The sequence below is a fragment of the Variovorax sp. 10L426 genome (assembly GCF_056395305.1).
This window is the reverse complement of sequence record NZ_JBFTJF010000031.1, coordinates 16,434-36,726: the sequence shown is the minus strand read 5'-3', so window position 1 is coordinate 36,726 and position 20,293 is coordinate 16,434. Positions and strand designations below refer to the sequence as shown.

Below are 20,293 nucleotides of genomic sequence, written 5' to 3'. Positions count from 1 at the left end.
CGCGGTACGCGGGGTCCGCGCGAAACTCGCTTCGCTCAAACACGCGCGGCCCTGATCCGCGTACCGCTGCGCTGCTCGGCGGTGCCTCAACGGCCGGCCCAGCGCACACCGCCCGCCTCCGCGGAGAGGGTGGGGGTAGTTTGTCCGCCGCCGTCGCTGTAGTTAACGCGCAGGCTGTGGGCGTTCGAGACGCGCGTATTCCGTCACTCAACCACGGAGCCCGGTATGCGGTGCGCCCTGCGCGACCCTTCTGCGCCGCTGAGGAGCGCAGCTTCAGGCGGATCAGGGCCGCGTGTGTCTGAGCGAAGCGAGTTTCACGCGGACCCCGCCTGAAGCGAGCACCGCAAGGAAGCCCGAAGGGCCGGCGCAGCGGGGTCGCGCAGGGCGCACCGCATACCGGGCGGACCCCCAAAACAAGCACCCTGCTTCCCTAAGAAAACAACCCAAGCATCCCCGTTCCACGTATGAATAGTCCAGAAAAAAAGCAGAGCAACTACCAAGCGCATTCCCCCCTGTCACATCGAACTTTGGGTTAGCCTCTCTCCTGAGCCAAGAAGCAAGGAGACCCCGATGGCCAACGCACTTTCCCCCGCCGAACAGGCATTGCGCGACGCAGCGCGCGAATACCACCGTTCGCCTGTCAAAGGCAAGATCTCGATCTCGCCCACCAAGCCCCTTCTGAATCAACGCGACCTGTCGCTCGCCTACTCCCCTGGCGTGGCCTACCCTTGCCTCGACATCGAGGCCGACCCTTCGCTTGCGGCCGAATACACGTCGCGCGGCAACCTCGTCGGCGTCGTCACCAACGGCACCGCGGTTCTCGGCCTGGGCAACATCGGCCCGCTCGCCAGCAAACCGGTCATGGAAGGCAAGGGTTGCCTGTTCAAGAAGTTTGCCGGCATCGACGTCTTCGACATCGAGCTTGCCGAGAACGACCCCGACAAGCTCGTCGAGATCATTGCCGCGCTCGAGCCTACGCTGGGTGGCATCAACCTCGAAGACATCAAGGCGCCCGAGTGCTTCTACATCGAGAAGAAGCTGCGCGAGCGCATGAACATCCCCGTCTTCCACGACGACCAGCACGGCACGGCCATCATCTCGGCCGCGGCGCTCATCAACGGCCTGGAGCTTGTCGGCAAGAAGATCGAGGACGTCAAGATCGCCGTCTCCGGCGCCGGCGCGGCTGCCATTGCCTGCCTCGATGTGATGGTGGGCCTCGGCGCCAAGCCCGCGAACATCTACGCGGTCGACTCGAAAGGCTTGATCTACATCGGCCGCCCCGGCGGCTTCGATGATTCCAAGACCCGCTACGCGCAAAAGGACACCGGCGCCCGCACCCTCGCTGACGTCATGAAGGGCGCCGACGTGTTCCTCGGCTGCTCGGCGCCCGGCGTCGTCTCGCAGGACATGGTCAAGAGCATGGGCAGCCAGCCCATCATCCTCGCGCTCGCCAATCCCGAGCCCGAGATCCGGCCTGAACTCGCCAAGGAAGTGCGGCCCGACTGCATCGTCGCCACCGGCCGCTCGGACTATCCGAACCAGGTCAACAACGTCCTGTGCTTCCCGTACATCTTCCGTGGCGCGCTCGATTGCGGCGCCACCAAGATCACGGAAGAAATGAAGCTCGCCTGCGTGCGCGAGATCGCCGACCTCACCAAGGCCGACATCAGCGAGGAAGTCGCCACCGCCTACGCCGGCCAGGAGCTCGCCTTCGGCCCCGACTACATCATCCCCAAGCCCTTCGACTCACGCCTGATCCTGCGCATCGCGCCGGCGGTCGCCAAGGCGGCGCAGGCCTCGGGCGTCGCAACCCGCCCCATCGAAGACCTGGAGACCTATCGCCAGCATCTCACGCGCTTCGTCTACCAGACCGGCATGTTCATGCGCCCGGTGTTCACCGCCGCGAAGTGCGCAACCGCCAAGCGCGTGGCCTATGCCGAAGGCGAGGACGATCGCGTGTTGCGCGCAGCCCAACTGGCTGTCGACGAAGGGCTCGCCAAGCCCATCCTCGTGGGCCGCCCGGCGGTCATCGAATCCCGCATCCAGAAGGCCGGCCTGCACATCAAACTGGGCACCGACGTCGACTGCGTCGATCCGGAAGACGACCCGCGCTTCAGGACCTACTGGGAGGCGTATCACAAGATCATGGGACGCCGCGGCATCACGCCCGAGGCGTCGAAGGCCATGGTGCGCCGCTCCAACACGACCATTGCGTCGCTGATGGTCCATCTGGGCGACGCCGACGCGATGCTGTGCGGACTGGTCGGGCGCTTCGACAGCCACCTGCGGATCCTGAACAACGTGCTCGGACTGAAGCGCGGCGCCCCGGGCTTCGCGACGCTCAATGCGCTCACGCTCGAAAAGTACACGCTGTTCATCGCCGACACCAGCGTGCATGAAGATCCGAGCGCCGAAACGCTCGCGAACATCGCGATGATGGCGGCCGAGGAAGTACGCCGCTTCGGGTTGCCGCCCAAGGTGGCCTTCCTGTCGCATTCCAACTTCGGTTCGTCCGAGCGTGCATCGGCCCGCAAGATGCGGCTCGCGCGCGATCTGTTCGCCAAGATGGCGCCCGACATCGAGTGCGACGGCGAGATGCACGGCGATGCCGCCTTGTCCGAGGATGTGCGGCGCAAGGCGCTGCCCGAAAGCCCGCTGACCGGCGAGGCGAACCTGCTGATCTGCCCCAACCTCGACGCCGCCAACATCCTCTTCAACGTATTGAAGATGACCGGCGGCAACGGCGTAACGGTAGGCCCCATCCTCATGGGCGCTGAAGGGCAGGCACACATCCTGACCCCATCGTCCACCGTCCGCCGTGTAGTCAACATGACCGCGCTGGCAGTAGCCAACGCGAACTCAACCCGGTAGAGACTGGCGCCCCCTGCTTGTCCGGCGGGGGCCGCGCAGCAAGGCCTGTTCGTGAGACACCGCGGGACTGGCTCTGCCAGACCGCAGGTGTCGCCCCCGGTGAGGGGGTGGGCGGCTACACGCAGTGAGCCAACCTGGGGGAGAGATAAGCCTCCGTCAAGCGCACCCAGCAGGCTGCGCCCAGTGGCAGCACGCGATCGTTGAAGTCGTAACCGGGGTTGTGCACCATGCAGCCGCCGAACTCTCCTTCACCGTTGCCGAGCAGCACATAGCACCCCGGCATTTCCTTGAGCATCCAGGCGAAGTCCTCGCTCCCCCCCATGCCCTTCGGCGCCTGCGTGAGAACCTTGTCCGCGCCGACGAGGTCGGTGCAGACCTGTTGCATCAGCTGGGTTTCCGCCTCGGTGTTGACCACTGGCGGCGTGAGCTGTCGATAGTCGATCTCCGCGTGCACGCCATGGGCCTGGGCCGTGAGATTCACGACCTCGCGAATGCGCTGCTCCACCATTTCACGCGTCGCGGGCTGCGCCGCGCGCACGTTCAGCCCGAGCGTGACGGATTCGGGAATCACGTTGTGGGTGGCGCCGCCGCGAATGAAGCCGACCGACACGACCGCCACATCGTCCGCCGCCACATTGCGCGCAACGATGGTTTGCAAGGCCGTGACGATGGCGGCGGCGGCCACGATCGGGTCGCGCGAGCGGTGCGGCATCGCGCCGTGGCCGCCCACACCCTTGATGGTGACGTCGGCGACATCCGATGAAAAGGTGACCGGGCCGGACATCACCCGAAAACTGCCCGCAGCCACGCCGGGCATGTTGTGCAGGGCATAGACAGCGTCGCACGGAAAGCGCTCGAAGAGCCCGTCCTCGATCATCGCGCGCGCGCCGCAAAGGTTCTCTTCATCGGGCTGGAAGATCAGGTTCAGCGTGCCGTCGAAGTTGCGGGTGTCGGCCAGCGCCTTGGCCGCCGCAAGCAGGATGGCGGTGTGGCCGTCGTGGCCGCAAGCGTGCATGCGGCCGTGCTGGCGGCTCGCGTAGGGCAATCCGGTGGCTTCGACGATGGGCAGCGCATCCATGTCTGCGCGAATGCCGAGGCGGCGCGTGCCGTTGCCGAGCTTGAGTTGCCCGACCACGCCGCTGCGGCCGATGCCGGTATGTACCTCGTAGCCCCAGCTTTCGAGCAGGCTGGCGACCAACCTGCTGGTGGCGCCCACCTCGAAGCCGAGTTCGGGCTCGGCGTGAATCTGGCGACGAATGCCGACGAAGGTTTCGGCGTCGATCTGGATTTTCGGCAACAGGTGCGGCAGCGTCTGAAATGGGGCCAGGGTGGGTTGGCGGCTCATGGGGTGTTCCTTTCTCGATCTCAACGTTCTTGATGCCGTGTTTCGCGGATGCTCATGACTGCAATCAGGGTCACGATGCCGCAGGCCATCATGTAGAAGGCCGGCGCCATCGGATTCCCGGTCGTGGCCAGCAGCCAGGTGACGATCAGCTGGCAGGAACCGCCGAACACCGTCACGCCGACCGCGTAGATCACCGACAGGCCGCTGGCCCGCACCTTGGCCGGCAGAAGCTCCATCAGCATCAGCAGCATCGGCGTGGAGCCCAGATAGACGGCAGCGGTCAGCAGCGCCGACAGAATCAGCACCAGCGGCACGCTCGGGTAGTGGGTCATCAGCCAGAAGGACGGATACAGCGCGAGCACTGCGAACAGCATCGAGCCGAGCACGAGCGGCTTGCGGCGCTGCAGGCGGTCGGCCATGAATCCGGCAGCCAGTGAAGCCACGAGCCCGACCAGGCCGGTGACAACGCCCGACAGCAGCGACAACGACGGCGGCAGATGGAGCACACGGATCATGTACGTCGGCATGAAGTAGATCACCAGGTACGTGGCGACGGTGCCGCCGATGATCGTCAGGATGCCCTTGATCACCGTACCGCCATGTTCACGGAACAGCGTGCCCAGCGGACTCGGCGCGCTGGCCTCGGCCACGTGGGTTTCATCGAGTTGATTGCGGATGTAAAGCCCCACCGGCGCAATCAGCAGGCCCAGCACGAAAGGCACGCGCCAGCCCCAGCTCTCCAGCGAAGCCTGCGGCAGCGACGCGTACAGCACCGCGCCCGTGAGCGCGCCCAGCACCGCGGCAATGCCTTGGCTGCCAAGCTGCCAGCTGACGCGAAAGCCGCGGCCCTTGATCCCACCGGCTTCCATCAGCATGGCGGTGGAAGCACCGATCTCGCCGCCGAGGGAGAAGCCTTGCAAAAGACGCCCGGCCAGGATCACGAGCGAGCCGAAGACGCCCGCCACTGCATAGGTCGGCGCGAACGCGAGACACAGCGTGCCGGCCACCATCAGCCCGATGGTCAGCGTCATGGCGGCCTTGCGGCCATGACGATCGGCGTAGTTGCCGATCACGAGGCCGCCCAGCGGCCGCATCACGAAGCCGATGCCGAAGGTGGCCACGGCCAGCAGCAACGAACCGTACGGGCTGTCCGACGGAAAGAAGAGCTTGCCGATCAGCAGCGCGAAAAAGCTGTAGACGGTGAAGTCGTACATCTCCAGCGCGTTGCCGATCGAGCAGGCGGCGATCAGGCGCGCCTGGCTCTGGCGGCGCCTGCCGTGCACGACATCGGCGGGCGGGGCGGAGCCCAGGATCGGGCGGGCGGACAAGGTCGATTCGCTCATGGGTGGTCTTGACGATCAGGTTGAGGCGGGGGTTCGTGGGCGAGGTGTAGCGGGTGTTGCGGCACACCGCCGGCGAAGTATTCCGGCATTCCGCGAAAGCGCAGAATCACAAAATTTCACGCCGATAACCAAACGACATCCCCGTCATATGCAGGGTCGGACGGCTATTGGGGCAACTACCGAGAACCTCCAGGCATGAAGGCACGATGAAACTGCAACAGCTGCGTGTCCTGCTGGCAGTGGCCCAGCACGGCAGCATCCACGAAGCCGCACGCGCCTCGCACACCACGCAGCCGGCGCTGTCGAAGGCGATCTCCGAGCTCGAACGGGAACTCGGCGTGACGCTCATGTCGCGATCGATGCGCGGCGTCAGCCTCACGCCCTACGGCGCGGCGCTGCTCAAGCGGGCCAGCGTTGTCGAACAGGAACTGCGCCACGCACTCGAAGACATCGAGGCGATCCGGGGCCACGCCGAGGGGCAGCTCAACATCGGATTCACCGCGGTGGCGTCGAGCGGCCCGCTGCCCGAAGCCATTGCGGCGTTCCGGCGTCAATTTCCGCATGTGGTGCTGCGCGCCTTCGAGCTGCGCCCGCAGCAGATCCTGGAAGGACTGCGCGAGGGCCGGCTCGACATCGGCTTGATCTCGACCAACAGCGGACCCGGAACCGTCGCCTTTCAGTGGGAACCGCTTTTCTCGGTCGGCATGCATCTGACGGTGCGCGCCGGCCATCCCTTGCGACGCACGACCCGCTTGCAGCCTTTGCTCGACGCCGACTGGCTGGTGCTCGACCCCCTCGACGATCCGGGCAGTCCGCTGGCCAGCCTGATGCGCCTGCATGGCTTGGGCATGCCCAAGCGGATCGTGCAGAGCGCGTCGAACCTGCTGGGTTTGCAGCTCGCCACCAACACGGACCTGATCAGCATGTGGTCGGATTTCGTCCTCAACGGAACGGGTCCTCTCGTTCTGAACAGGAGCGCGCTGGACCGCCTGCCGATCAGCGACGAGTTGCCGGACTTCGCCGTCTTCCTGGTCTATCGCTCGGCCGACCTGATGACGCATGTCTGTACGGAATTCACCAAGGAAGTGCGCCACCAGGCGCGCACCCGCCCGCCGCGCCCGTAGCTCGTCGCACTCCGTTGGTTCGTCGAAAGGGTTCGCACCAAGTGCGTGCCGGCATCGTTTTTGCTTCAATTCCGTGCACTCATCAATCACGGAATCTCTCTGCATGAACAAGCGCCAATTGCTTCAGTCCTTCCTCGCCGCTTCGGCACTCAGCTTCGGCCTGGGCATCGCCCACGCCGAGACGACGCCGATCAAGTTCCAGCTCGACTGGCGCTTCGAGGGACCCGGCGCCTTCTTCACGCATCCTGCCGCCAAGGGTTACTTCAAGGCCAACGGGTTGGACGTCACGGTCGACGCGGGCAATGGTTCCGGCGGCGCCGTCACGCGCGTGGCCTCGGGCGCCTATGACATGGGCTTCGCCGACCTAGCGGCGCTGATGGAGTTCCACGCCAACAACCCCGACAGCCCGAACAAGCCGGTCGCGGTGATGATGGTCTACAACAACACGCCGGCCTCGGTCATGACGCTCAGGAAGAGCGGGATCACCAAGCCCACCGACCTCACCGGCAAGAAGCTCGGCGCACCGGTGTTCGACGCCGGCCGCCGCTCCTTCCCGATCTTTGCCAAGGCCAACAACATCGGCGCGGTGAACTGGACCGCGATGGACCCGACCCTGCGCGAAACCATGCTCATGCGCGGCGACATCGACGCCATCACGGGCTTCACCTTCACGTCGCTGCTCAATCTCGAAGCACGCGGCGCCAAGACGGCCGACGTGGTGATCCTTCCCTACCCAGACTACGGCGTGAAGCTCTACGGCAACGCGATCATCGCGTCGCCGAAGCTGATCAAGGAGAACCCGGCGGCGGTGAAGGCCTTCCTCATGGCCTTCACGAAGGGCGCCAAGGAAGTGATCGCCAATCCGGCCGTCGCCATCGAATCGATCAAGGCGCGCGACGGCATCGTCAACAGCGAACTGGAGACGCGCCGTCTCAAGCTCGCGATCGACACCGTGGTCAACACGCCGGACGCCCGCACCGAAGGCTTCGGCCAGGTCAACGCCGGCCGTCTGGCGCTGATGGCCTCGCAGGTGTCGGATGCCTTCGGCACCAAGACGCGCGTGAATCCTGATGCGGTGTGGAACGGTTCGATGCTGCCTGCGTCCGCCGACCTCAACATCCTGCGCAAGTAATGCAGGGGTCGGACACCACGCCCCTCGTCGCGCCACTCGTCACGCCCTTCGTCGACTTCCAGGACGTCTGGCTCGCCTACAACGAAGAGCTGCTGCGCGCCACTCACTTCGCGGTCGAGGCCATCGACCTCAAGGTGAAGCGCGGCGAATTCATCGCCATCGTCGGGCCTTCGGGCTGCGGCAAGTCGACGTTCATGAAGCTCGCCACGGGCCTCAGGATGCCGTCGATGGGCAAGATCCGCATCGACGGCGAACCGGTCACCGGGCCGCTGAAGATCTCGGGGATGGCCTTCCAGGCGCCGTCGCTGCTGCCGTGGCGGACCACCGTCGACAACGTGCTGCTGCCGCTCGAGATCGTCGAGCCCTACCGCTCGACCTTCAAGTCGAAGCGCAAGGAATACGTCGAGCGCGCCCGCCGCCTGCTGCAGAAGGTCGGCCTCGGCGGCTATGAGGACAAGTTCCCGTGGCAGCTTTCCGGCGGCATGCAGCAGCGCGCGAGCATCTGCCGCGCGCTGATCCATGAGCCCAAGATGCTGCTGCTCGACGAGCCCTTCGGCGCGCTCGACGCCTTCACGCGCGAGGAGCTGTGGTGCATCCTGCGCGACCTCTGGACCGAGCAGCAGTTCAACGTGATCCTGGTCACGCACGACCTGCGCGAATCGGTGTTCCTCGCCGACACCGTGTACGTGATGAGCAAGAGCCCTGGCCGCTTCGTCGTGAAGCGCGACATCGACCTGCCGCGACCGCGCGAGCTCGAACTGACCTACACCAAGGAATTCACCGACATCGTGCTCGAACTGCGCAGCCACATCGGTGCGATTCGAAGCAGCACCACCACAGCCGCGGCGCAATAAGACACGATGAAAAACAAGAAGCAAATCGAACGCTGGTCGCCGTGGCTGCTGCTGGTCGCCGTCCTCGTGCTGTGGCAGGTCATCTGCTCGGGATTCGGCGTGTCGGAGTTCATCTTCCCGAGCCCGTGGCGCATCTGGACGCAGTTCTGGGAATTCAAGGAAATCATCGCCGGCCATGCGTGGCGCACCTTCTGGGTCACGATGGCGGGCTTCGGCATTGCCATCGTCGTCGGGGTGCTGCTGGGCTTCGTGATCGGCAGTTCGCGCATCGCCTATTCGGCCGTGTATCCGCTGATGACGGCCTTCAACGCGCTGCCCAAGGCGGCGTTTGTGCCGATCCTGGTCGTGTGGTTCGGCATCGGCATCGGGCCGGCGATCCTCACGGCCTTTCTCATCAGCTTCTTCCCGATCATGGTCAACATCGCGACCGGCCTCGCGACGCTCGAACCCGAGCTGGAAGACGTGCTGCGCGTGCTGGGCGCCAAGCGCTGGGACGTGCTGATCAAGATCGGCCTGCCGCGCTCGCTGCCGTATTTCTACGGCTCGCTCAAGGTCGCGATCACGCTGGCCTTCGTCGGCACCACGGTGTCGGAGATGACGGCCTCCAACGAGGGCATCGGCTACCTGCTGATTTCCGCCGGATCGTCCATGCAGATGGGCCTGGCCTTCGCGGGCCTGATGGTGGTGGGCGCGATGGCAATGGGGATGTACGAGGTCTTCAGTGTGATCGAGAAGCACACCACCGCCTGGGCGCATCGCGGTTCGCAGAACGAGTGACCGAAAGCCGCTCGACGGCGCACGCGGCATCTCCTATGCTCGCCTCCTTGCACAAAGGAGACGAGCATGATCAAAGTCAGCGTGATGTATCCGCACACCCCGGGCGCCCGATTCGACCACGACTACTACCGCGACACGCACATGCCGTTGCTCAAGCGGCTGATGGGCGATGCCTGCAAGTCCTACACCATCGACAAGGGCATCGCCGGCGGCGCACCCGGCACGCCGCCGGTGTACGTCGGCATGTGCCACATCTTCTGCGACTCGGTCGAAACCTTCCAGGCGGCCTTCGGTCCGCACGCGAAGGAGATCCTGGGCGATATCGCGAACTACACCGACCTGAAGCCGGAGATGCAGATCAGCGAAGTGGTGGTCGGCTGAGCGCCGCGGCCCCGCCCTATCAGACCAGGCGGGTCTCGATTTCCGTCTTGACCTCGGTCATCAGGCGGTGCACCGGGCACTTGCCCGCCACGCGCAGCAGGTCGGCGCGCTGCGCCTCGCTCAGGTCGCCCGTGACGCGCAACGAAGTCCCGAGCCGATAGGTGCCCTTGCGCTCCTCGCTGTCGTCGCGGTCGACGATCACTTCGATTTCTTCCACTGGAATGCCCTTGCGCTGCGCGTAGACGAGCACCGTGAGCGCCTTGCAGGCACCGAGCGATGCGTCGTAGAGATCATGCGGCAAAGGACCTTCATCCTTGCCGCCGAGATCCGGCGATGGGTCGACCGCAAACTCGTGCGCGCGAATCTTGACGATGTGCCGTGTGCCGGTGATGCCGTCGCGGCGGACTGTGATGCTCATGAAGGTCTCCTGAGGTCAGGCCGCGATGGTAGCCTCCGCCCGAGCGAGCGGCACCACGCGCATCCCGCGATGGATCTCGACCTCACCGTGCTTTGCCAGCAGTTGCATCAGATGCTTGCGGATCAACATGCCGGGCCGATCGGACTCCATCGAATATTCGACGCCGCGCCGCCGTGTGTCGACCAGCGCATCGGGGTCGGTGGATTCGAGGATGTCCTTGTCCTCCCGCGTGATCTCCTCGTCGAAGTCGATCAGCATCTGCGCCGGACAATCGGCTTCGCTGTCGTTGCGAAACAGCCATTGGCACAACTGCATGCGGCCGTCGTCGATCGGCGTGAAGCAGTTGATGATGATGTGGCGGATGCCTGACGGGTATTCGATATCGAGCCGGCGCGAGAACGGCAGGAAATAGGCGTTGCGCATGTGGCGCGTGGTGATCGGATCGGTCACGCCGCTGATGGCATGGAACTTCGCCGGGTTGACCGCCTGGATGATCGTCTCCGCATGGAAGCCGCTGTCGTTCTCGATCAGTTCGTACTTGCTCGGCTTGGGGCTGGCCGCCACGCCGAAGGTCGCGCGGTGCACGAAGCTGAAGTGCGAGTTGTCGAAGGAGTTCTCCAGCGCACGCATCGGGCTGGTCTGCCACTCTTCGTAGAACTGGTGGATCGTGCGAAAGCCCGGATCGTCGAACTCGGGGATCTCCGGAATGCCCGCGATCGGCTCCTCCAGCGCCACCCACGCATAGCCGTAGCGCGCGGTGCAGTGGTAGGCGGTGGTCTTGTATTCAGGCGAGATCTTGCGGTCGCCTTCGTACTGCGGGATGCGGATCACCTGCCCGCTGCGGTCATACGTCCAGCCGTGATAGCCGCACTGGATGGCGCCCTGACCGCAGGCCTTGCCTTCGCGGTCGACACACCAGCCCTTCGACAGCTTCGCCGTGCGATGGCAGCAGCGATCGCGCAATGCTGCGGGCTGGCCGTCAGCGTCGAGGAAGAGGACGATGCTCTCGCCGAGCAGCGTGAAGGGCTTCGGCCCCTGCTGCAGGTCGGCCAGCGGCATGACGGCATGCCAGAACTTGCGGAAGACGGGTTGTTGCGTGACGAGCATGAAGAGACTCCTTCGGTTGTGCGTGGGGACGACCATGAAAGAGCAATTTCCCGCCACGGGCCGCCTGTGAATCCAGGCGCTGCGGGCTGAACGCTTCTACTCTGCGCGGGTTGTGATGCAAGTTACGGGCCCGTTGGGTCGACGAAGGGACTGACACAGCGCGATGCTGCCCGCGCGCGGTGAACGTAACATTCAGGCATGAGCGCACTTCCTGCCGACCTCCTTCCTCCCGAGACCCAGTTGGACGAACGCGATGGCCGCTACCTCCGAAAGGCCATCGTCTGGTCGTATGCGGCGCGACGGCGCGGCAACCGCCCGTTCGGCGCCGTGGTGGTTTCCGCCGCGGGCGAAGTCCTGGCCGAGGCCTACTGCAACACGGCCGAAACCGGCGATGTGACAGGCCACGCCGAGACCAACGCAGTGCGCATGCTCGGCGAACGCAAGCTGTCACGGGAAGAACTGGCCGGCGCGACCATTTATTCGTCGGGCGAGCCCTGCGTCATGTGTGCCGGCGCCATCTTCTGGTCCAACATCGGCCGCGTGGTGTTCGGCATCGACGCGGAGCGACTGCGCATCTTTCGCGGGGAACACGGCGATCAACGCGATGCCGAGTTGTCGTGCCGCGACGTGTTCCGCGCGTCGCCGCATCCGATCGAGTGCATCGGCCCTGCGCTGATCGACGAGGCCAGCGCGGCGCACGTCGGGGCGTGGAAAACCTGAAAGCTCAACGCGCAGCCGGCAGCGCGACGACTTCGATCGCAGCCAGGTTCGAGACCGAGCGGGCCGCCTTGACGTCGCCGGGCACGACAAGGCGCGCCATACCGCCGCGGTCCAGCGGCTTGCCGTCGATGCTGTAGGCGACGATCACGGGCTTGTTACGAAATCCGTGCCGCGGCTCACGGCCTCCCAGGCTTGCATGTCCTTGAGAAGCGCTTCCGAGTGGGCACGGATCGCATCGATGGAATCCCCGCCCAGTTGCAGGCGCAAGGGCGTGTGCGCATCTTTCAAGGCCCGCTCGATCGCGGCGGCAGCCTTGCGCGGATCGCCGGGCTGGGTGTTGTGCATGGTGCGCGCGAACTCACGCGTGCCGCCGACCACCGGCTGGTAGTCCTCGATCAACGGCATGTGCCGCATGCCGCTCCCGGCGAGCTGCGTGCGGAACTGGCCCGGCTCGACGATCAGCACCTTGATGCCGAAGGGAGCGACTTCCTGCGCCAGGGCTTCGGACGCACCTTCGAGCGCGAACTTCGATGCGGAGTACGCGCTGAAGCCCGCAAAGGAAAGCTGGCCACCCAGGCTGGACATGTTGACGATCGCTCCCGAACGTTGAGCGCGCAGCACCGGCAGAGCGGCGCGAGTCGCCGCCATCGCGCCGAAGAAGTTGGTGTTCATCAGCGCGCGCAGTTCGGCGTCTGAGGTCTCCTCCAGCGCGCCGACCACTCCGTAGCCCGCGTTGTTGATGAGCACGTCGATGCGACCGAAACGCGCGACGGCTGCTTGGATGGCGACCTCCGCGGCGCCGGCTGCGTCGACGTCGAGCGCCACGGCCAGGGTCCGTTCGGGCGCCAGCGCGACCAGATCGGCCAGGCGATCGATGTCGCGCGCAGTAGCGACCACGTTGTGGCCTTGCGCCTGCGCATGTTCGGCAAAGGCGCGGCCAAAGCCGGACGCGGCGCCGGTGATGAACCAGGTCTTGGACGTGAGGGCGGAAGCGGAGGCAAGGGTCGACATATCGGTTCCTCTGGCGGGTTGGTTGGTACGTGAGTGCAACTATTCCCGGAACTTCATTCGTCGACTAGACAGGATAAATCGAAAGCACCTTGCGATACGATGCATGAATGGACCGCGCCCTCCTCCCTCATCTCGCAATCGTGCTTGCGGTGCATCGGCGCGGCGGCTTCGCTGCGGCAGCGGCCGAACTCGGCATGAGCGCATCGGCCGTGAGCCACGCCGTGCGCGCGGTCGAGGACCAACTCGGCCAGCCGCTTTTCGCGCGCACCACGCGCAGCGTGCGGTTGACCGAGGCCGGCGAGAACTTCATCGGCCTGCTCGGCCCCGCCATGGGCGAGATCGCCGATGCCGTGGACCGTTTCGGCGAAACCCTCGGGCATGTCGGCGGCGTGTTGCGCATCAATGCGCCGCATGTGGCGCTGCCGATGGCCATCACCCCGCTCATCGCCGAGATGGCGCGCCGCCACCCGAACCTCGTGGTCGAAGTCACGAGCGACGACGGACTGACCGACATCGTGGCCGGTGGCTATGACGCCGGCGTGCGGCTCGGACACACGGTCGCGCAGGACATGGTGGCGGTGCGTCTCACGCCGCCCTTCCAGGCCATCCTGGTGGCGACGCCGCGCTACCTGTCGGAAGCCGGTGTACCGCGCAACATCGCCGCGCTCGCCCAGCACAACTGCATCGGCTTTCGGTTCGTGACTTCGGGGGGCGTGTACGCCTGGGACCTGCGTGACAAGGGCGCGCACGTGGCCGTCGAAGTCACGGGCACGGTCCGCGTGACCGACGCGCTGTACGCCAAGGAACTGGCACTCGCTGACGTCGGCATTGCCTACATCTTCGAGCCGCTGGTCCGCGCCGAATTGCGCGATGGCCGCCTGCGCCAACTGCTGCCCAAATCGGCCTTCGAGGAGCCGGGCCTGTTCCTCTATTTCCCTCGGCGGGCGGCACAGGCACCGAAGCTGCGTGCCTTCGTGGATCTGGCGCGGGATCGATTAACCTCCGCTGCATGAAATCCAAAGTGCAGTTCCGCCTGCGCATCTACAGGGACGACAGCATCGCGATCGGCCCCGGCAAGATCGCGCTGCTCGAAGCCATCGCGGAAACCGGCTCCATTTCCGCGGCGGGCCGCCAGCTCGGCATGTCCTACCGGCGTGCCTGGATGCTCATCGACGAAATGAACCGCGCGTTGAGTTCACCCGCCGTGACCACAGCCGCCGGCGGCGCGCATGGCGGTGGAACGGCCCTCACGCCGGTCGGCGAGCAGATCGTGCAGCACTACCGCGCCATCGAGAGCACCGCGCGCGTCGCCGCCGCGGCGGACATCACCGCACTGACCCGCCTGCTGGCGCAATGACCATGACGATCGCTTGCCGCCCCATCGGCGTGGTGCACAGCCGCTTCATCGACGTTGCCGGCATGCCGATCCAGACGGCCGGCGCGCCCGACGAACCCGGCCGCGTCGAGGTCTTCCCCGAATTCGCGGCGGGACTCCGGGACATCGAGGGCTTCGAGTTCCTGATCCTGCTGACCCACATGGACCGCTGCGCCAGGGAACTGCTCGAGGTGGTGCCCTTCCTCGACACCGAATCCCACGGTGTTTTCGCGACTCGGGCGCCGGCGCGGCCCAATCGGATCGGCCTTTCCATCGTGCGGCTGGAGTTGGTCGAAGGGTGCACGCTTCATTTCAGCGGCAACGACATGCTTGACCAGACACCGGTGCTGGACATCAAGCCCTACGTGCCGCGTTTCGATGTGCGCAGCACGGAGCGCGTGGGTTGGTTCGGCGCCAGGCTGGATCAGTTGCCGGAGACCCGCTCGGACGACCGGATGGCGTAAGCCTCAGCCCGGACCGGCCTTCCGGCGCAGCACGTCGCCCATGTCCTGCGCGTCCGTGCGCGCCACCAGAAAAGATTGCGCCTCTCCGTTGGCCGACACCACCGAGATGACGAAGCCGTCGGCGTCCAGCGCCTTCTCGACGCGCCATTCGTGAACCTCCGTGACGCGGCGGAACTCCGGTTTACCGGCGACGGAATGGACCACGGTGTCGTATTCGGGGTGTCGCATGATGTTGGCGCCGCTGTATCTTTCAGTATATGGAGATTGTCATCTTTCCAGATCTCACCTAGCTGAGCGCATCAAACTTGTCCGTGTGTAACAATCTCGTGATTCCCTCATGAACACGACGACCTCGCTGCTTGCTTCGATGGACTGGTCACCGCTGGTGCTGTCGGTCAAGGTCGCCGCTTTTGCCACGCTGTTGGCACTCCTGGCCGGCGTGGCGCTCGGATGGGTCTTCGCACGCAAGCAGTTCCCGGGTTCCACGGTGCTCGAATCGCTGTTCATGCTGCCGCTCGTGCTGCCGCCGACGGTGATCGGCTACGGCATCCTCGTCGCTGCGGGCCGGCGCAGTCCGCTCGGCGGCTGGCTGCGCGACCACTTCGACTACACCATCATCTTCAGCTGGCATGGCGCCGTCGTGGCATCGGCCGTGGTGGCACTGCCGCTGGTGCTCAAGTCGGCGAGTGCCGCCTTCGAAGGCGTCGACCGCTCGCTCGAAGCGGCGGCCGGCACCCTGCGCCAGTCGCCCTTCTCCGTCTTCCTGCGCGTGACGCTGCCGCTTGCATGGCCGGGCATCCTGGCGGGCACGCTGCTGGCCTTCGCACGGGCCATGGGGGAGTTCGGCGCCTCATTGATGGTGGCGGGGTCCATCCCGAAACAGACCCAGACCCTGTCGATGGCGATCTATGACGCAGCCCAGGCCGGCAACGACGACCTCGCGCTGGTGCTTGTGATCGTCACATCGCTGCTATCGATCACCGTGCTGGTTCTGTCGAACCGCTTCTTCTCCCTCCGCTGAATCCAAGGAGCCGCATCATGCGCATGTCACGTCTCGCCGCCCTCGTCCTCGCACTGGCCCTGCCCTTGGGCGCTGCCGCCCAGCAGATCACCGTGTCGGCGGCCGCGAGCCTGACGGATGCGTTCAAGGAACTCGGGCCGAAGTTCGAGGCCACCAAGCCCGGCGCGACGGTCCGGTTCAATTTCGCCGCTTCGGGCGTGCTGCTGCAACAGATCAGCCAGGGCGCGCCTGTGGATGTCTTCGCCAGTGCCGACCAGGAAACCATGAACCGGGCCGCGGACCAAAAGCTGATCGACACCGCCACGCGCAAGAACTTCGCGAGCAACAGCCTGGTGCTGATCGAACCCGCCAAGGAAGGCGCGGGCGTCAAGTCGCTGCAAGACCTGACGGGGTCTGCCGTCAAGAAGATTGCCGTCGGCAAGACTGCAACGGTGCCGGTGGGCCGCTACACCAAGGAAGTGCTCGACAGCGCCAAGCTCTGGACCACGCTCGAACCCAAGTTCGTGCAGGCCGACAGCGTGCGGCAGGTGCTCGACTACGTGAGCCGCGGCGAGGTCGAAGCAGGATTCGTCTACCGCACCGACGCGGCGATCATGGGCGACAAGGTCAAGGTCGTGCTCACGACGTCGGGTCACACGCCGGTGACCTACCCGGTCGCGGTCGTCGCCGAGAGCAAGGAAAAGGGCCTCGCGCAGGACTTCATTGCCTTCCTTTCGACCGACGTGGCACAGCAGACCCTGGCGCGTTTCGGCTTCGGCAAACCGTGATCGATGTCGATCTTCAGCTGACAGTCACGGACCACGCCCGGCGATTCGACCTTGCCGCGCGGTTCGCGACGGACGTCCCCTTCGCGGCGCTCTACGGCCCTTCCGGCGCAGGCAAGTCGCTGACCTTCCAGGCGATCGCAGGGCTTTTGCACCCGGCGCGAGGCCACGTGCGGCTCGACGGACGCACCCTCTTCGATTCCACGCGGCACATCGACATTCCGACACCCGAGCGCCGCATCGGCTACCTGTTCCAGAACTACGCACTCTTTCCGCATCTGTCGGTCCGCGACAACGTCGCATTCGGACTGACGACGTGGCGTCACCCCCGGATGTCGCGAGAGGACAGCAACCGTGTCGATGCCTTGCTGGAGAGCTTCGACCTGACCGCCATGGCCGGCAGCAGGCCGCGGACGCTCTCCGGTGGTCAGCAGCAGCGGGTGGCGCTTGCTCGCGCGCTGGCCTGCCGACCGCAGGTGCTGCTGCTGGACGAGCCCTTCGCAGCGCTCAATCCGATGCTGCGCAGCAGTGTTCGGCAAGACCTCGCGACCATGCGCCGCGAATGGGGAATTCCGGTGTTGATGATCACGCACGACATCGACGACGTGCTCGAACTCGCCGACGTCGCCTTCGTCTACCAGGCTGGCCAGGTGGTGCGCGAGATCGACCTGCGCGACGGCAGCAGCCGCGAACTCATGGCACAGAAGCTCGGCGGTGCATCACTGCGGGAAGAAACGCCGCTGCGCGGCAAGTTGCGCCGCTTGCTGAAGGGCGAGTAACAACATTCGCTGCTGCGCCGCAGCAGAAAAAACCAACCTTTAGGTGGGCGGCATCCTGGTCTCCCGGGCGTCGAATAGCGCTCCTGATTTCGAATCCAGGAGACAACACATGATCGAACTGCAGGGCCGAAAGGCCCTCATCACGGGCGCTGCGCAGGGCCTCGGGCGAGCGATCGCCGAGCTCTTCGTCGAGCGCGGCGCGCAGGTGATGCTCGCCGACATCGACGAGGCTGGCGCCGCGAAAACGGCCGACGCCCTCGGCCCGATGGCGCGCTCGGTGCGCTGCGACGTCACTTCGGCGGCCGACTTCGCGCGCGCCGTCGAAGCCACCACAAGCGCCTTTGGCGGCATGGACACGCTGGTCAACAACGCGGGCATCGAAATCGTGAAGCCCTTGTTCGACCAGACCGAGGAAGAGTTCAACCGACTCATGAACATCAACGTGATGGGCGTCTTCCTCGGCATGAAGCATTCGCTTGCGGCGCTGGCCGCATCGGGGCGCGGGTCGATCGTCAACATCTCTTCGCTCGCCGGCACCAACGGCGTGCCGCTGTTCGGTTCGTACTGCGCGTCGAAGGCGGCGGTGATCCAGCTCAGCCGCGTCGCGGCTGCGGAGCTTCGACCCACCGGCATCCGCGTCAATGCGGTGTGCCCAGGCTTCGTCGGCACGGCGATGGTCGAACGGCTGATCCCGACGGTCGAGGCGGTCGTCGGCGTTCCCTTCGATGCGCTCGTCGCGGCCAAGCAGCTACGGCTCGGCACGCCGCTGGAGGTGGCTGAAATGACCGCCTTCCTCGCGTCCGACGCCTCCAGCTGGACCACCGGCTCCCACTACATCCTGGACGGCGGCCTGTCTGCCGGATTGCTATGAACGGTGCACAACTTCTCAAGGACAAGGTCGCGATCGTCACCGGCGCGGGAAGAGGCCTGGGCGAAGCCATTGCACGCGCCTACGCCGCCGAGGGCGCCAAGGTGATCGTCTCGGACATCGACGCAAACGCGGCGCAGCGTGTGGCGAGCTCGCTGCTTGGCGCCAGCGCCTTCACCTGCGACGTACGCGTTCCGGCGCAGGTCGAGGCGCTCGTGGCCGAAGCAACGAAGCGGCACGGCCGCCTCGACATCATGGTGCCGAACGCCGGCATCGCGACGGTCACGCCACTTGCGCAGACGAGCTACGAGCAATGGCGCGAGGTCACCTCGGTCAACCTCGACGGCGTGTTCCTGTGCATCCGCTACGCCGCGCCGGTAATGGTCGCCGCGGGCGGCGGTTGCATCATCAACATGGCCTCGATCACTGCCAAGGGCGCATGCCCGCTGATCGGCAGCTACGCGGCGGCCAAGGCCGGCGTGATGTCGCTCACGCAGACCGCGGCGGTCGAACTGCGTTCGCACAACGTGCGCGTGAACGCGATCCTGCCGGGCTTCGTCGAGACCGATCTGGTCAAGTCCCACAAACAGGAATTCGAGAAGCAACTCAACCTGCCGGATTTCGCTGCGTTGATCACGCAGCGCCAGGGTCGCTACGGAACGCCGGAGGAAGTGGCAAACCTCGCGGTCTTCCTCGCATCGAGCCGCTCCAGCTTCTCGAACGGCAGCGCCTTCGTGCTCGACGGCGGCGCGAGTTCGTCCCTTCTTTGAACGCCCCACACAGCAGAGAAAGAACACCATGAGCAAAAGCAAGAAGCCCGTCATCGTCTACGGCGCCAGCGGCTACACCGGTCGGCTGGTCTGCGAATACCTGCGCGAGTACGGCGTGCCCTTCATCGCCGCCGGCCGCAGCGCGGAGAAGCTGAACGCGGCCATGAAGTCCAATGTGGCCGGCATAGAGACCGCCGACTACGAAGTGGTCGAGGTGGCGCACACCACCGAAGCGCTGACCAAGCTCTTCACCGGCGCCTCGGTGGTGCTGAACACGGTCGGCCCGTTCGCCAAGTTCGGCCCCGAGGTGGTCCACGCCTGCCTCGCCGCCAAGTGCCACTACACCGACACCACCGGCGAGCAAGACTGGCTGATCACGCTGGAGGAAGAGTTCGGCACGAAGTTCGCGCAAGCCGGCCTGCTGCTGTCGCCCGGCCTGGCGCAGATGTACACCACCGGCGAGATCGCGGCCCAGCTGTGCCTGGAGACGCCGGGCCTGGACACGCTGGACATCGCGGTCTTCTGGGGCGGCAGCCCGACCATCGCCTCGACACAAACCATCCTGGTGAATGCCGCCACCTCCAAGGCCTTCTTCTTGCAACAGAACCAGATGGTCGAATGGCAACCCGATGCCGGCCTCTACAACCTGGCCATCCCGGGCCAGCACGAGATGGCGCTGGCCCTGCCTTGGGGCGGCACCTCGCATCCGGTGTGGTTCCGCAAGGACCCGCGGGTAGCCAACGTCAAGGTGCTGGGCGGCGTCTTCAACAAGCCGCTGATGCTGGGCGTGCCGCAGATCGTTGCCGCGGCCTTGAAGGCCACCGAAGGGATGCCGCCCGACGAGCGTTATGCCGCGCTGGCGAAGACCGCCGCCGGCGTGATGAACAGCATGCCGCCGCGCGAGAACCCGCGCCTGAACAAGTCGGTCGATTCGGTGCATGCGACCGGGCCGCTCGGCCGCGCGCACTGTGTCATCTTCGGCAACTGCAACTACAAGCAGACCGGCCTGCTGCAGGCCCATGCCGCCTACTCACTGCTGCAGCAGCCGCCCAAGCGGGTCGGCTTCGCCTCCGGCTGCCAGGCCTTCGGCCACCACGAGCTGCTCGGCGTACTGCGCAGCTTCGGGCTGGTGGCCAAGCCGGAACTCCGGGTCGAGACCTGAAGCGCCG

23 protein-coding genes are annotated in these 20,293 nt (G+C 65.6%); 16 read left to right on the top strand and 7 right to left on the bottom strand.

All coding sequences use genetic code 11. The features are described 5' to 3' along the window. Nucleotides 1-570 precede the first annotated feature (570 nt). Nucleotides 571-2,871, top strand: coding sequence for an NADP-dependent malic enzyme (locus AC1DHL_RS28375; protein WP_478164158.1), 2,301 nt, complete (start codon nt 571-573; stop codon nt 2,869-2,871). A gap of 115 nt (nt 2,872-2,986) precedes the next feature. Here AC1DHL_RS28375 and AC1DHL_RS28370 read toward each other — a convergent pair whose 3' ends face one another. Beyond that, a complete protein-coding gene (locus AC1DHL_RS28370; protein WP_478164157.1) occupies nt 2,987-4,216 on the bottom strand; it encodes a M20 aminoacylase family protein in 1,230 nt (409 codons plus the stop codon). Nucleotides 4,217-4,236: 20 nt separating this feature from the next. Continuing rightward, the gene (locus AC1DHL_RS28365) at nt 4,237-5,559 is read right to left on the bottom strand and encodes an MFS transporter (RefSeq protein WP_478105394.1); all 1,323 of its coding nucleotides are present in this window, start codon (nt 5,557-5,559) and stop codon (nt 4,237-4,239) included. Nucleotides 5,560-5,765: 206 nt separating this feature from the next. On the opposite strand from AC1DHL_RS28365, the gene AC1DHL_RS28360 reads away from it, so the two are divergent. The 5 genes from AC1DHL_RS28360 (at nt 5,766) to AC1DHL_RS28340 (ending at nt 9,827) form a co-directional block, all read left to right on the top strand. Next, a complete protein-coding gene (locus AC1DHL_RS28360) occupies nt 5,766-6,683 on the top strand; it encodes a LysR family transcriptional regulator (RefSeq protein WP_478164156.1) in 918 nt (305 codons plus the stop codon). Nucleotides 6,684-6,786: 103 nt separating this feature from the next. After that, entirely contained in the window at nt 6,787-7,815 is a 1,029-nt protein-coding gene (locus AC1DHL_RS28355; RefSeq protein ID WP_478164155.1) for an ABC transporter substrate-binding protein, read from the top strand. Further along, nucleotides 7,815-8,669 (top strand): ABC transporter ATP-binding protein, encoded by an 855-nt coding sequence (locus AC1DHL_RS28350; RefSeq protein WP_478164154.1) that lies wholly within the window; start codon nt 7,815-7,817, stop codon nt 8,667-8,669. Before AC1DHL_RS28355 ends, AC1DHL_RS28350 begins: the two co-directional genes overlap by 1 nt. Nucleotides 8,670-8,675: 6 nt before the next feature. Continuing rightward, on the top strand, nt 8,676-9,446 hold the full coding sequence (locus AC1DHL_RS28345) for an ABC transporter permease (protein ID WP_478105402.1): 771 nt from the start codon (nt 8,676-8,678) through the stop codon (nt 9,444-9,446). A gap of 66 nt (nt 9,447-9,512) precedes the next feature. Beyond that, nucleotides 9,513-9,827 carry an EthD family reductase gene (locus AC1DHL_RS28340; protein WP_478164153.1) on the top strand — a complete coding sequence of 105 codons (315 nt, stop codon included), beginning with the start codon at nt 9,513-9,515 and terminating at the stop codon, nt 9,825-9,827. Nucleotides 9,828-9,846: 19 nt separating this feature from the next. Here AC1DHL_RS28340 and AC1DHL_RS28335 read toward each other — a convergent pair whose 3' ends face one another. Further along, nucleotides 9,847-10,245 (bottom strand): OsmC family protein, encoded by a 399-nt coding sequence (locus AC1DHL_RS28335; protein ID WP_478105406.1) that lies wholly within the window; start codon nt 10,243-10,245, stop codon nt 9,847-9,849. Nucleotides 10,246-10,260: 15 nt separating this feature from the next. Next, complete coding sequence (locus tag AC1DHL_RS28330; RefSeq protein ID WP_478164152.1) at nt 10,261-11,352, bottom strand: aromatic ring-hydroxylating dioxygenase subunit alpha; 1,092 nt, start codon at nt 11,350-11,352, stop codon at nt 10,261-10,263. 198 nt (nt 11,353-11,550) lie between these two features. Here AC1DHL_RS28330 and AC1DHL_RS28325 point away from each other — a divergent pair, with 198 nt between their 5' ends. Next, nucleotides 11,551-12,072, top strand: a complete 522-nt coding sequence (locus AC1DHL_RS28325; protein WP_478164151.1) for a nucleoside deaminase — start codon at nt 11,551-11,553, stop codon at nt 12,070-12,072. A 4-nt stretch (nt 12,073-12,076) separates the two neighbouring features. Here AC1DHL_RS28325 and AC1DHL_RS28320 read toward each other — a convergent pair whose 3' ends face one another. Together AC1DHL_RS28320 and AC1DHL_RS28315 are read right to left on the bottom strand one after the other, a co-directional pair. Then, entirely contained in the window at nt 12,077-12,220 is a 144-nt protein-coding gene (locus tag AC1DHL_RS28320; RefSeq protein ID WP_478164150.1) for a hypothetical protein, read from the bottom strand. Next, on the bottom strand, nt 12,217-13,083 hold the full coding sequence (locus AC1DHL_RS28315; protein WP_478164149.1) for an oxidoreductase: 867 nt from the start codon (nt 13,081-13,083) through the stop codon (nt 12,217-12,219). The genes AC1DHL_RS28320 and AC1DHL_RS28315 overlap by 4 nt, the downstream gene beginning before the upstream one ends. 107 nt (nt 13,084-13,190) lie before the next feature. Here AC1DHL_RS28315 and AC1DHL_RS28310 point away from each other — a divergent pair, with 107 nt between their 5' ends. Genes AC1DHL_RS28310 through tsaA form a run of 3 tightly spaced genes read left to right on the top strand, consistent with a single transcriptional unit; the run spans nt 13,191 to nt 14,922 of the window. Continuing rightward, nucleotides 13,191-14,096 (top strand): LysR family transcriptional regulator, encoded by a 906-nt coding sequence (locus tag AC1DHL_RS28310; RefSeq protein WP_478164148.1) that lies wholly within the window; start codon nt 13,191-13,193, stop codon nt 14,094-14,096. After that, nucleotides 14,093-14,440, top strand: coding sequence for a winged helix-turn-helix domain-containing protein (locus AC1DHL_RS28305; protein WP_478164147.1), 348 nt, complete (start codon nt 14,093-14,095; stop codon nt 14,438-14,440). The genes AC1DHL_RS28310 and AC1DHL_RS28305 overlap by 4 nt, the downstream gene beginning before the upstream one ends. Then, nucleotides 14,437-14,922, top strand: a complete 486-nt coding sequence (gene tsaA, locus AC1DHL_RS28300) for a tRNA (N6-threonylcarbamoyladenosine(37)-N6)-methyltransferase TrmO (protein ID WP_478164146.1) — start codon at nt 14,437-14,439, stop codon at nt 14,920-14,922. Before AC1DHL_RS28305 ends, tsaA begins: the two co-directional genes overlap by 4 nt. Before the next feature lie 3 nt (nt 14,923-14,925). Here tsaA and AC1DHL_RS28295 read toward each other — a convergent pair whose 3' ends face one another. Next, nucleotides 14,926-15,150 carry a hypothetical protein gene (locus tag AC1DHL_RS28295; RefSeq protein WP_478105423.1) on the bottom strand — a complete coding sequence of 75 codons (225 nt, stop codon included), beginning with the start codon at nt 15,148-15,150 and terminating at the stop codon, nt 14,926-14,928. 109 nt (nt 15,151-15,259) lie between these two features. On the opposite strand from AC1DHL_RS28295, the gene modB reads away from it, so the two are divergent. The 6 genes from modB (at nt 15,260) to AC1DHL_RS28265 (ending at nt 20,286) form a co-directional block, all read left to right on the top strand. Further along, a complete protein-coding gene (gene modB, locus AC1DHL_RS28290) occupies nt 15,260-15,943 on the top strand; it encodes a molybdate ABC transporter permease subunit (RefSeq protein ID WP_478164145.1) in 684 nt (227 codons plus the stop codon). Nucleotides 15,944-15,960: 17 nt separating this feature from the next. Continuing rightward, on the top strand, nt 15,961-16,710 hold the full coding sequence (gene modA / locus AC1DHL_RS28285; RefSeq protein WP_478164144.1) for a molybdate ABC transporter substrate-binding protein: 750 nt from the start codon (nt 15,961-15,963) through the stop codon (nt 16,708-16,710). Next, nucleotides 16,707-17,486, top strand: coding sequence for an ABC transporter ATP-binding protein (locus AC1DHL_RS28280; protein WP_478164143.1), 780 nt, complete (start codon nt 16,707-16,709; stop codon nt 17,484-17,486). The genes modA and AC1DHL_RS28280 overlap by 4 nt, the downstream gene beginning before the upstream one ends. 109 nt (nt 17,487-17,595) lie before the next feature. After that, nucleotides 17,596-18,357 (top strand): SDR family NAD(P)-dependent oxidoreductase, encoded by a 762-nt coding sequence (locus AC1DHL_RS28275; protein ID WP_478105433.1) that lies wholly within the window; start codon nt 17,596-17,598, stop codon nt 18,355-18,357. Continuing rightward, complete coding sequence (locus tag AC1DHL_RS28270; protein ID WP_478105435.1) at nt 18,354-19,124, top strand: SDR family NAD(P)-dependent oxidoreductase; 771 nt, start codon at nt 18,354-18,356, stop codon at nt 19,122-19,124. Before AC1DHL_RS28275 ends, AC1DHL_RS28270 begins: the two co-directional genes overlap by 4 nt. Before the next feature lie 28 nt (nt 19,125-19,152). Continuing rightward, on the top strand, nt 19,153-20,286 hold the full coding sequence (locus AC1DHL_RS28265) for a DUF5938 domain-containing protein (protein ID WP_478105436.1): 1,134 nt from the start codon (nt 19,153-19,155) through the stop codon (nt 20,284-20,286). Nucleotides 20,287-20,293: the final 7 nt, after the last annotated feature.

What these genes read in the sequence shown, in the direction of transcription:
- modB (WP_478164145.1), top strand. Translation starts at nt 15,260, where the DNA reads ATGAACACGACGACCTCGCTGCTTGCTTCGATGGACTGGTCACCGCTG.
- AC1DHL_RS28375 (WP_478164158.1), top strand. Translation starts at nt 571, where the DNA reads ATGGCCAACGCACTTTCCCCCGCCGAACAGGCATTGCGCGACGCAGCG.
- AC1DHL_RS28305 (WP_478164147.1), top strand. Translation starts at nt 14,093, where the DNA reads ATGAAATCCAAAGTGCAGTTCCGCCTGCGCATCTACAGGGACGACAGC.
- AC1DHL_RS28325 (WP_478164151.1), top strand. Translation starts at nt 11,551, where the DNA reads ATGAGCGCACTTCCTGCCGACCTCCTTCCTCCCGAGACCCAGTTGGAC.
- AC1DHL_RS28355 (WP_478164155.1), top strand. Translation starts at nt 6,787, where the DNA reads ATGAACAAGCGCCAATTGCTTCAGTCCTTCCTCGCCGCTTCGGCACTC.
- AC1DHL_RS28370 (WP_478164157.1), bottom strand. Translation starts at nt 4,216, where the DNA reads ATGAGCCGCCAACCCACCCTGGCCCCATTTCAGACGCTGCCGCACCTG.
- AC1DHL_RS28350 (WP_478164154.1), top strand. Translation starts at nt 7,815, where the DNA reads ATGCAGGGGTCGGACACCACGCCCCTCGTCGCGCCACTCGTCACGCCC.
- AC1DHL_RS28335 (WP_478105406.1), bottom strand. Translation starts at nt 10,245, where the DNA reads ATGAGCATCACAGTCCGCCGCGACGGCATCACCGGCACACGGCACATC.
- AC1DHL_RS28270 (WP_478105435.1), top strand. Translation starts at nt 18,354, where the DNA reads ATGAACGGTGCACAACTTCTCAAGGACAAGGTCGCGATCGTCACCGGC.
- AC1DHL_RS28295 (WP_478105423.1), bottom strand. Translation starts at nt 15,150, where the DNA reads ATGCGACACCCCGAATACGACACCGTGGTCCATTCCGTCGCCGGTAAA.
- AC1DHL_RS28265 (WP_478105436.1), top strand. Translation starts at nt 19,153, where the DNA reads ATGAGCAAAAGCAAGAAGCCCGTCATCGTCTACGGCGCCAGCGGCTAC.
- tsaA (WP_478164146.1), top strand. Translation starts at nt 14,437, where the DNA reads ATGACCATGACGATCGCTTGCCGCCCCATCGGCGTGGTGCACAGCCGC.
- AC1DHL_RS28360 (WP_478164156.1), top strand. Translation starts at nt 5,766, where the DNA reads ATGAAACTGCAACAGCTGCGTGTCCTGCTGGCAGTGGCCCAGCACGGC.
- AC1DHL_RS28345 (WP_478105402.1), top strand. Translation starts at nt 8,676, where the DNA reads ATGAAAAACAAGAAGCAAATCGAACGCTGGTCGCCGTGGCTGCTGCTG.
- AC1DHL_RS28315 (WP_478164149.1), bottom strand. Translation starts at nt 13,083, where the DNA reads ATGTCGACCCTTGCCTCCGCTTCCGCCCTCACGTCCAAGACCTGGTTC.
- AC1DHL_RS28340 (WP_478164153.1), top strand. Translation starts at nt 9,513, where the DNA reads ATGATCAAAGTCAGCGTGATGTATCCGCACACCCCGGGCGCCCGATTC.
- AC1DHL_RS28310 (WP_478164148.1), top strand. Translation starts at nt 13,191, where the DNA reads ATGGACCGCGCCCTCCTCCCTCATCTCGCAATCGTGCTTGCGGTGCAT.
- AC1DHL_RS28275 (WP_478105433.1), top strand. Translation starts at nt 17,596, where the DNA reads ATGATCGAACTGCAGGGCCGAAAGGCCCTCATCACGGGCGCTGCGCAG.
- AC1DHL_RS28330 (WP_478164152.1), bottom strand. Translation starts at nt 11,352, where the DNA reads ATGCTCGTCACGCAACAACCCGTCTTCCGCAAGTTCTGGCATGCCGTC.
- modA (WP_478164144.1), top strand. Translation starts at nt 15,961, where the DNA reads ATGCGCATGTCACGTCTCGCCGCCCTCGTCCTCGCACTGGCCCTGCCC.
- AC1DHL_RS28365 (WP_478105394.1), bottom strand. Translation starts at nt 5,559, where the DNA reads ATGAGCGAATCGACCTTGTCCGCCCGCCCGATCCTGGGCTCCGCCCCG.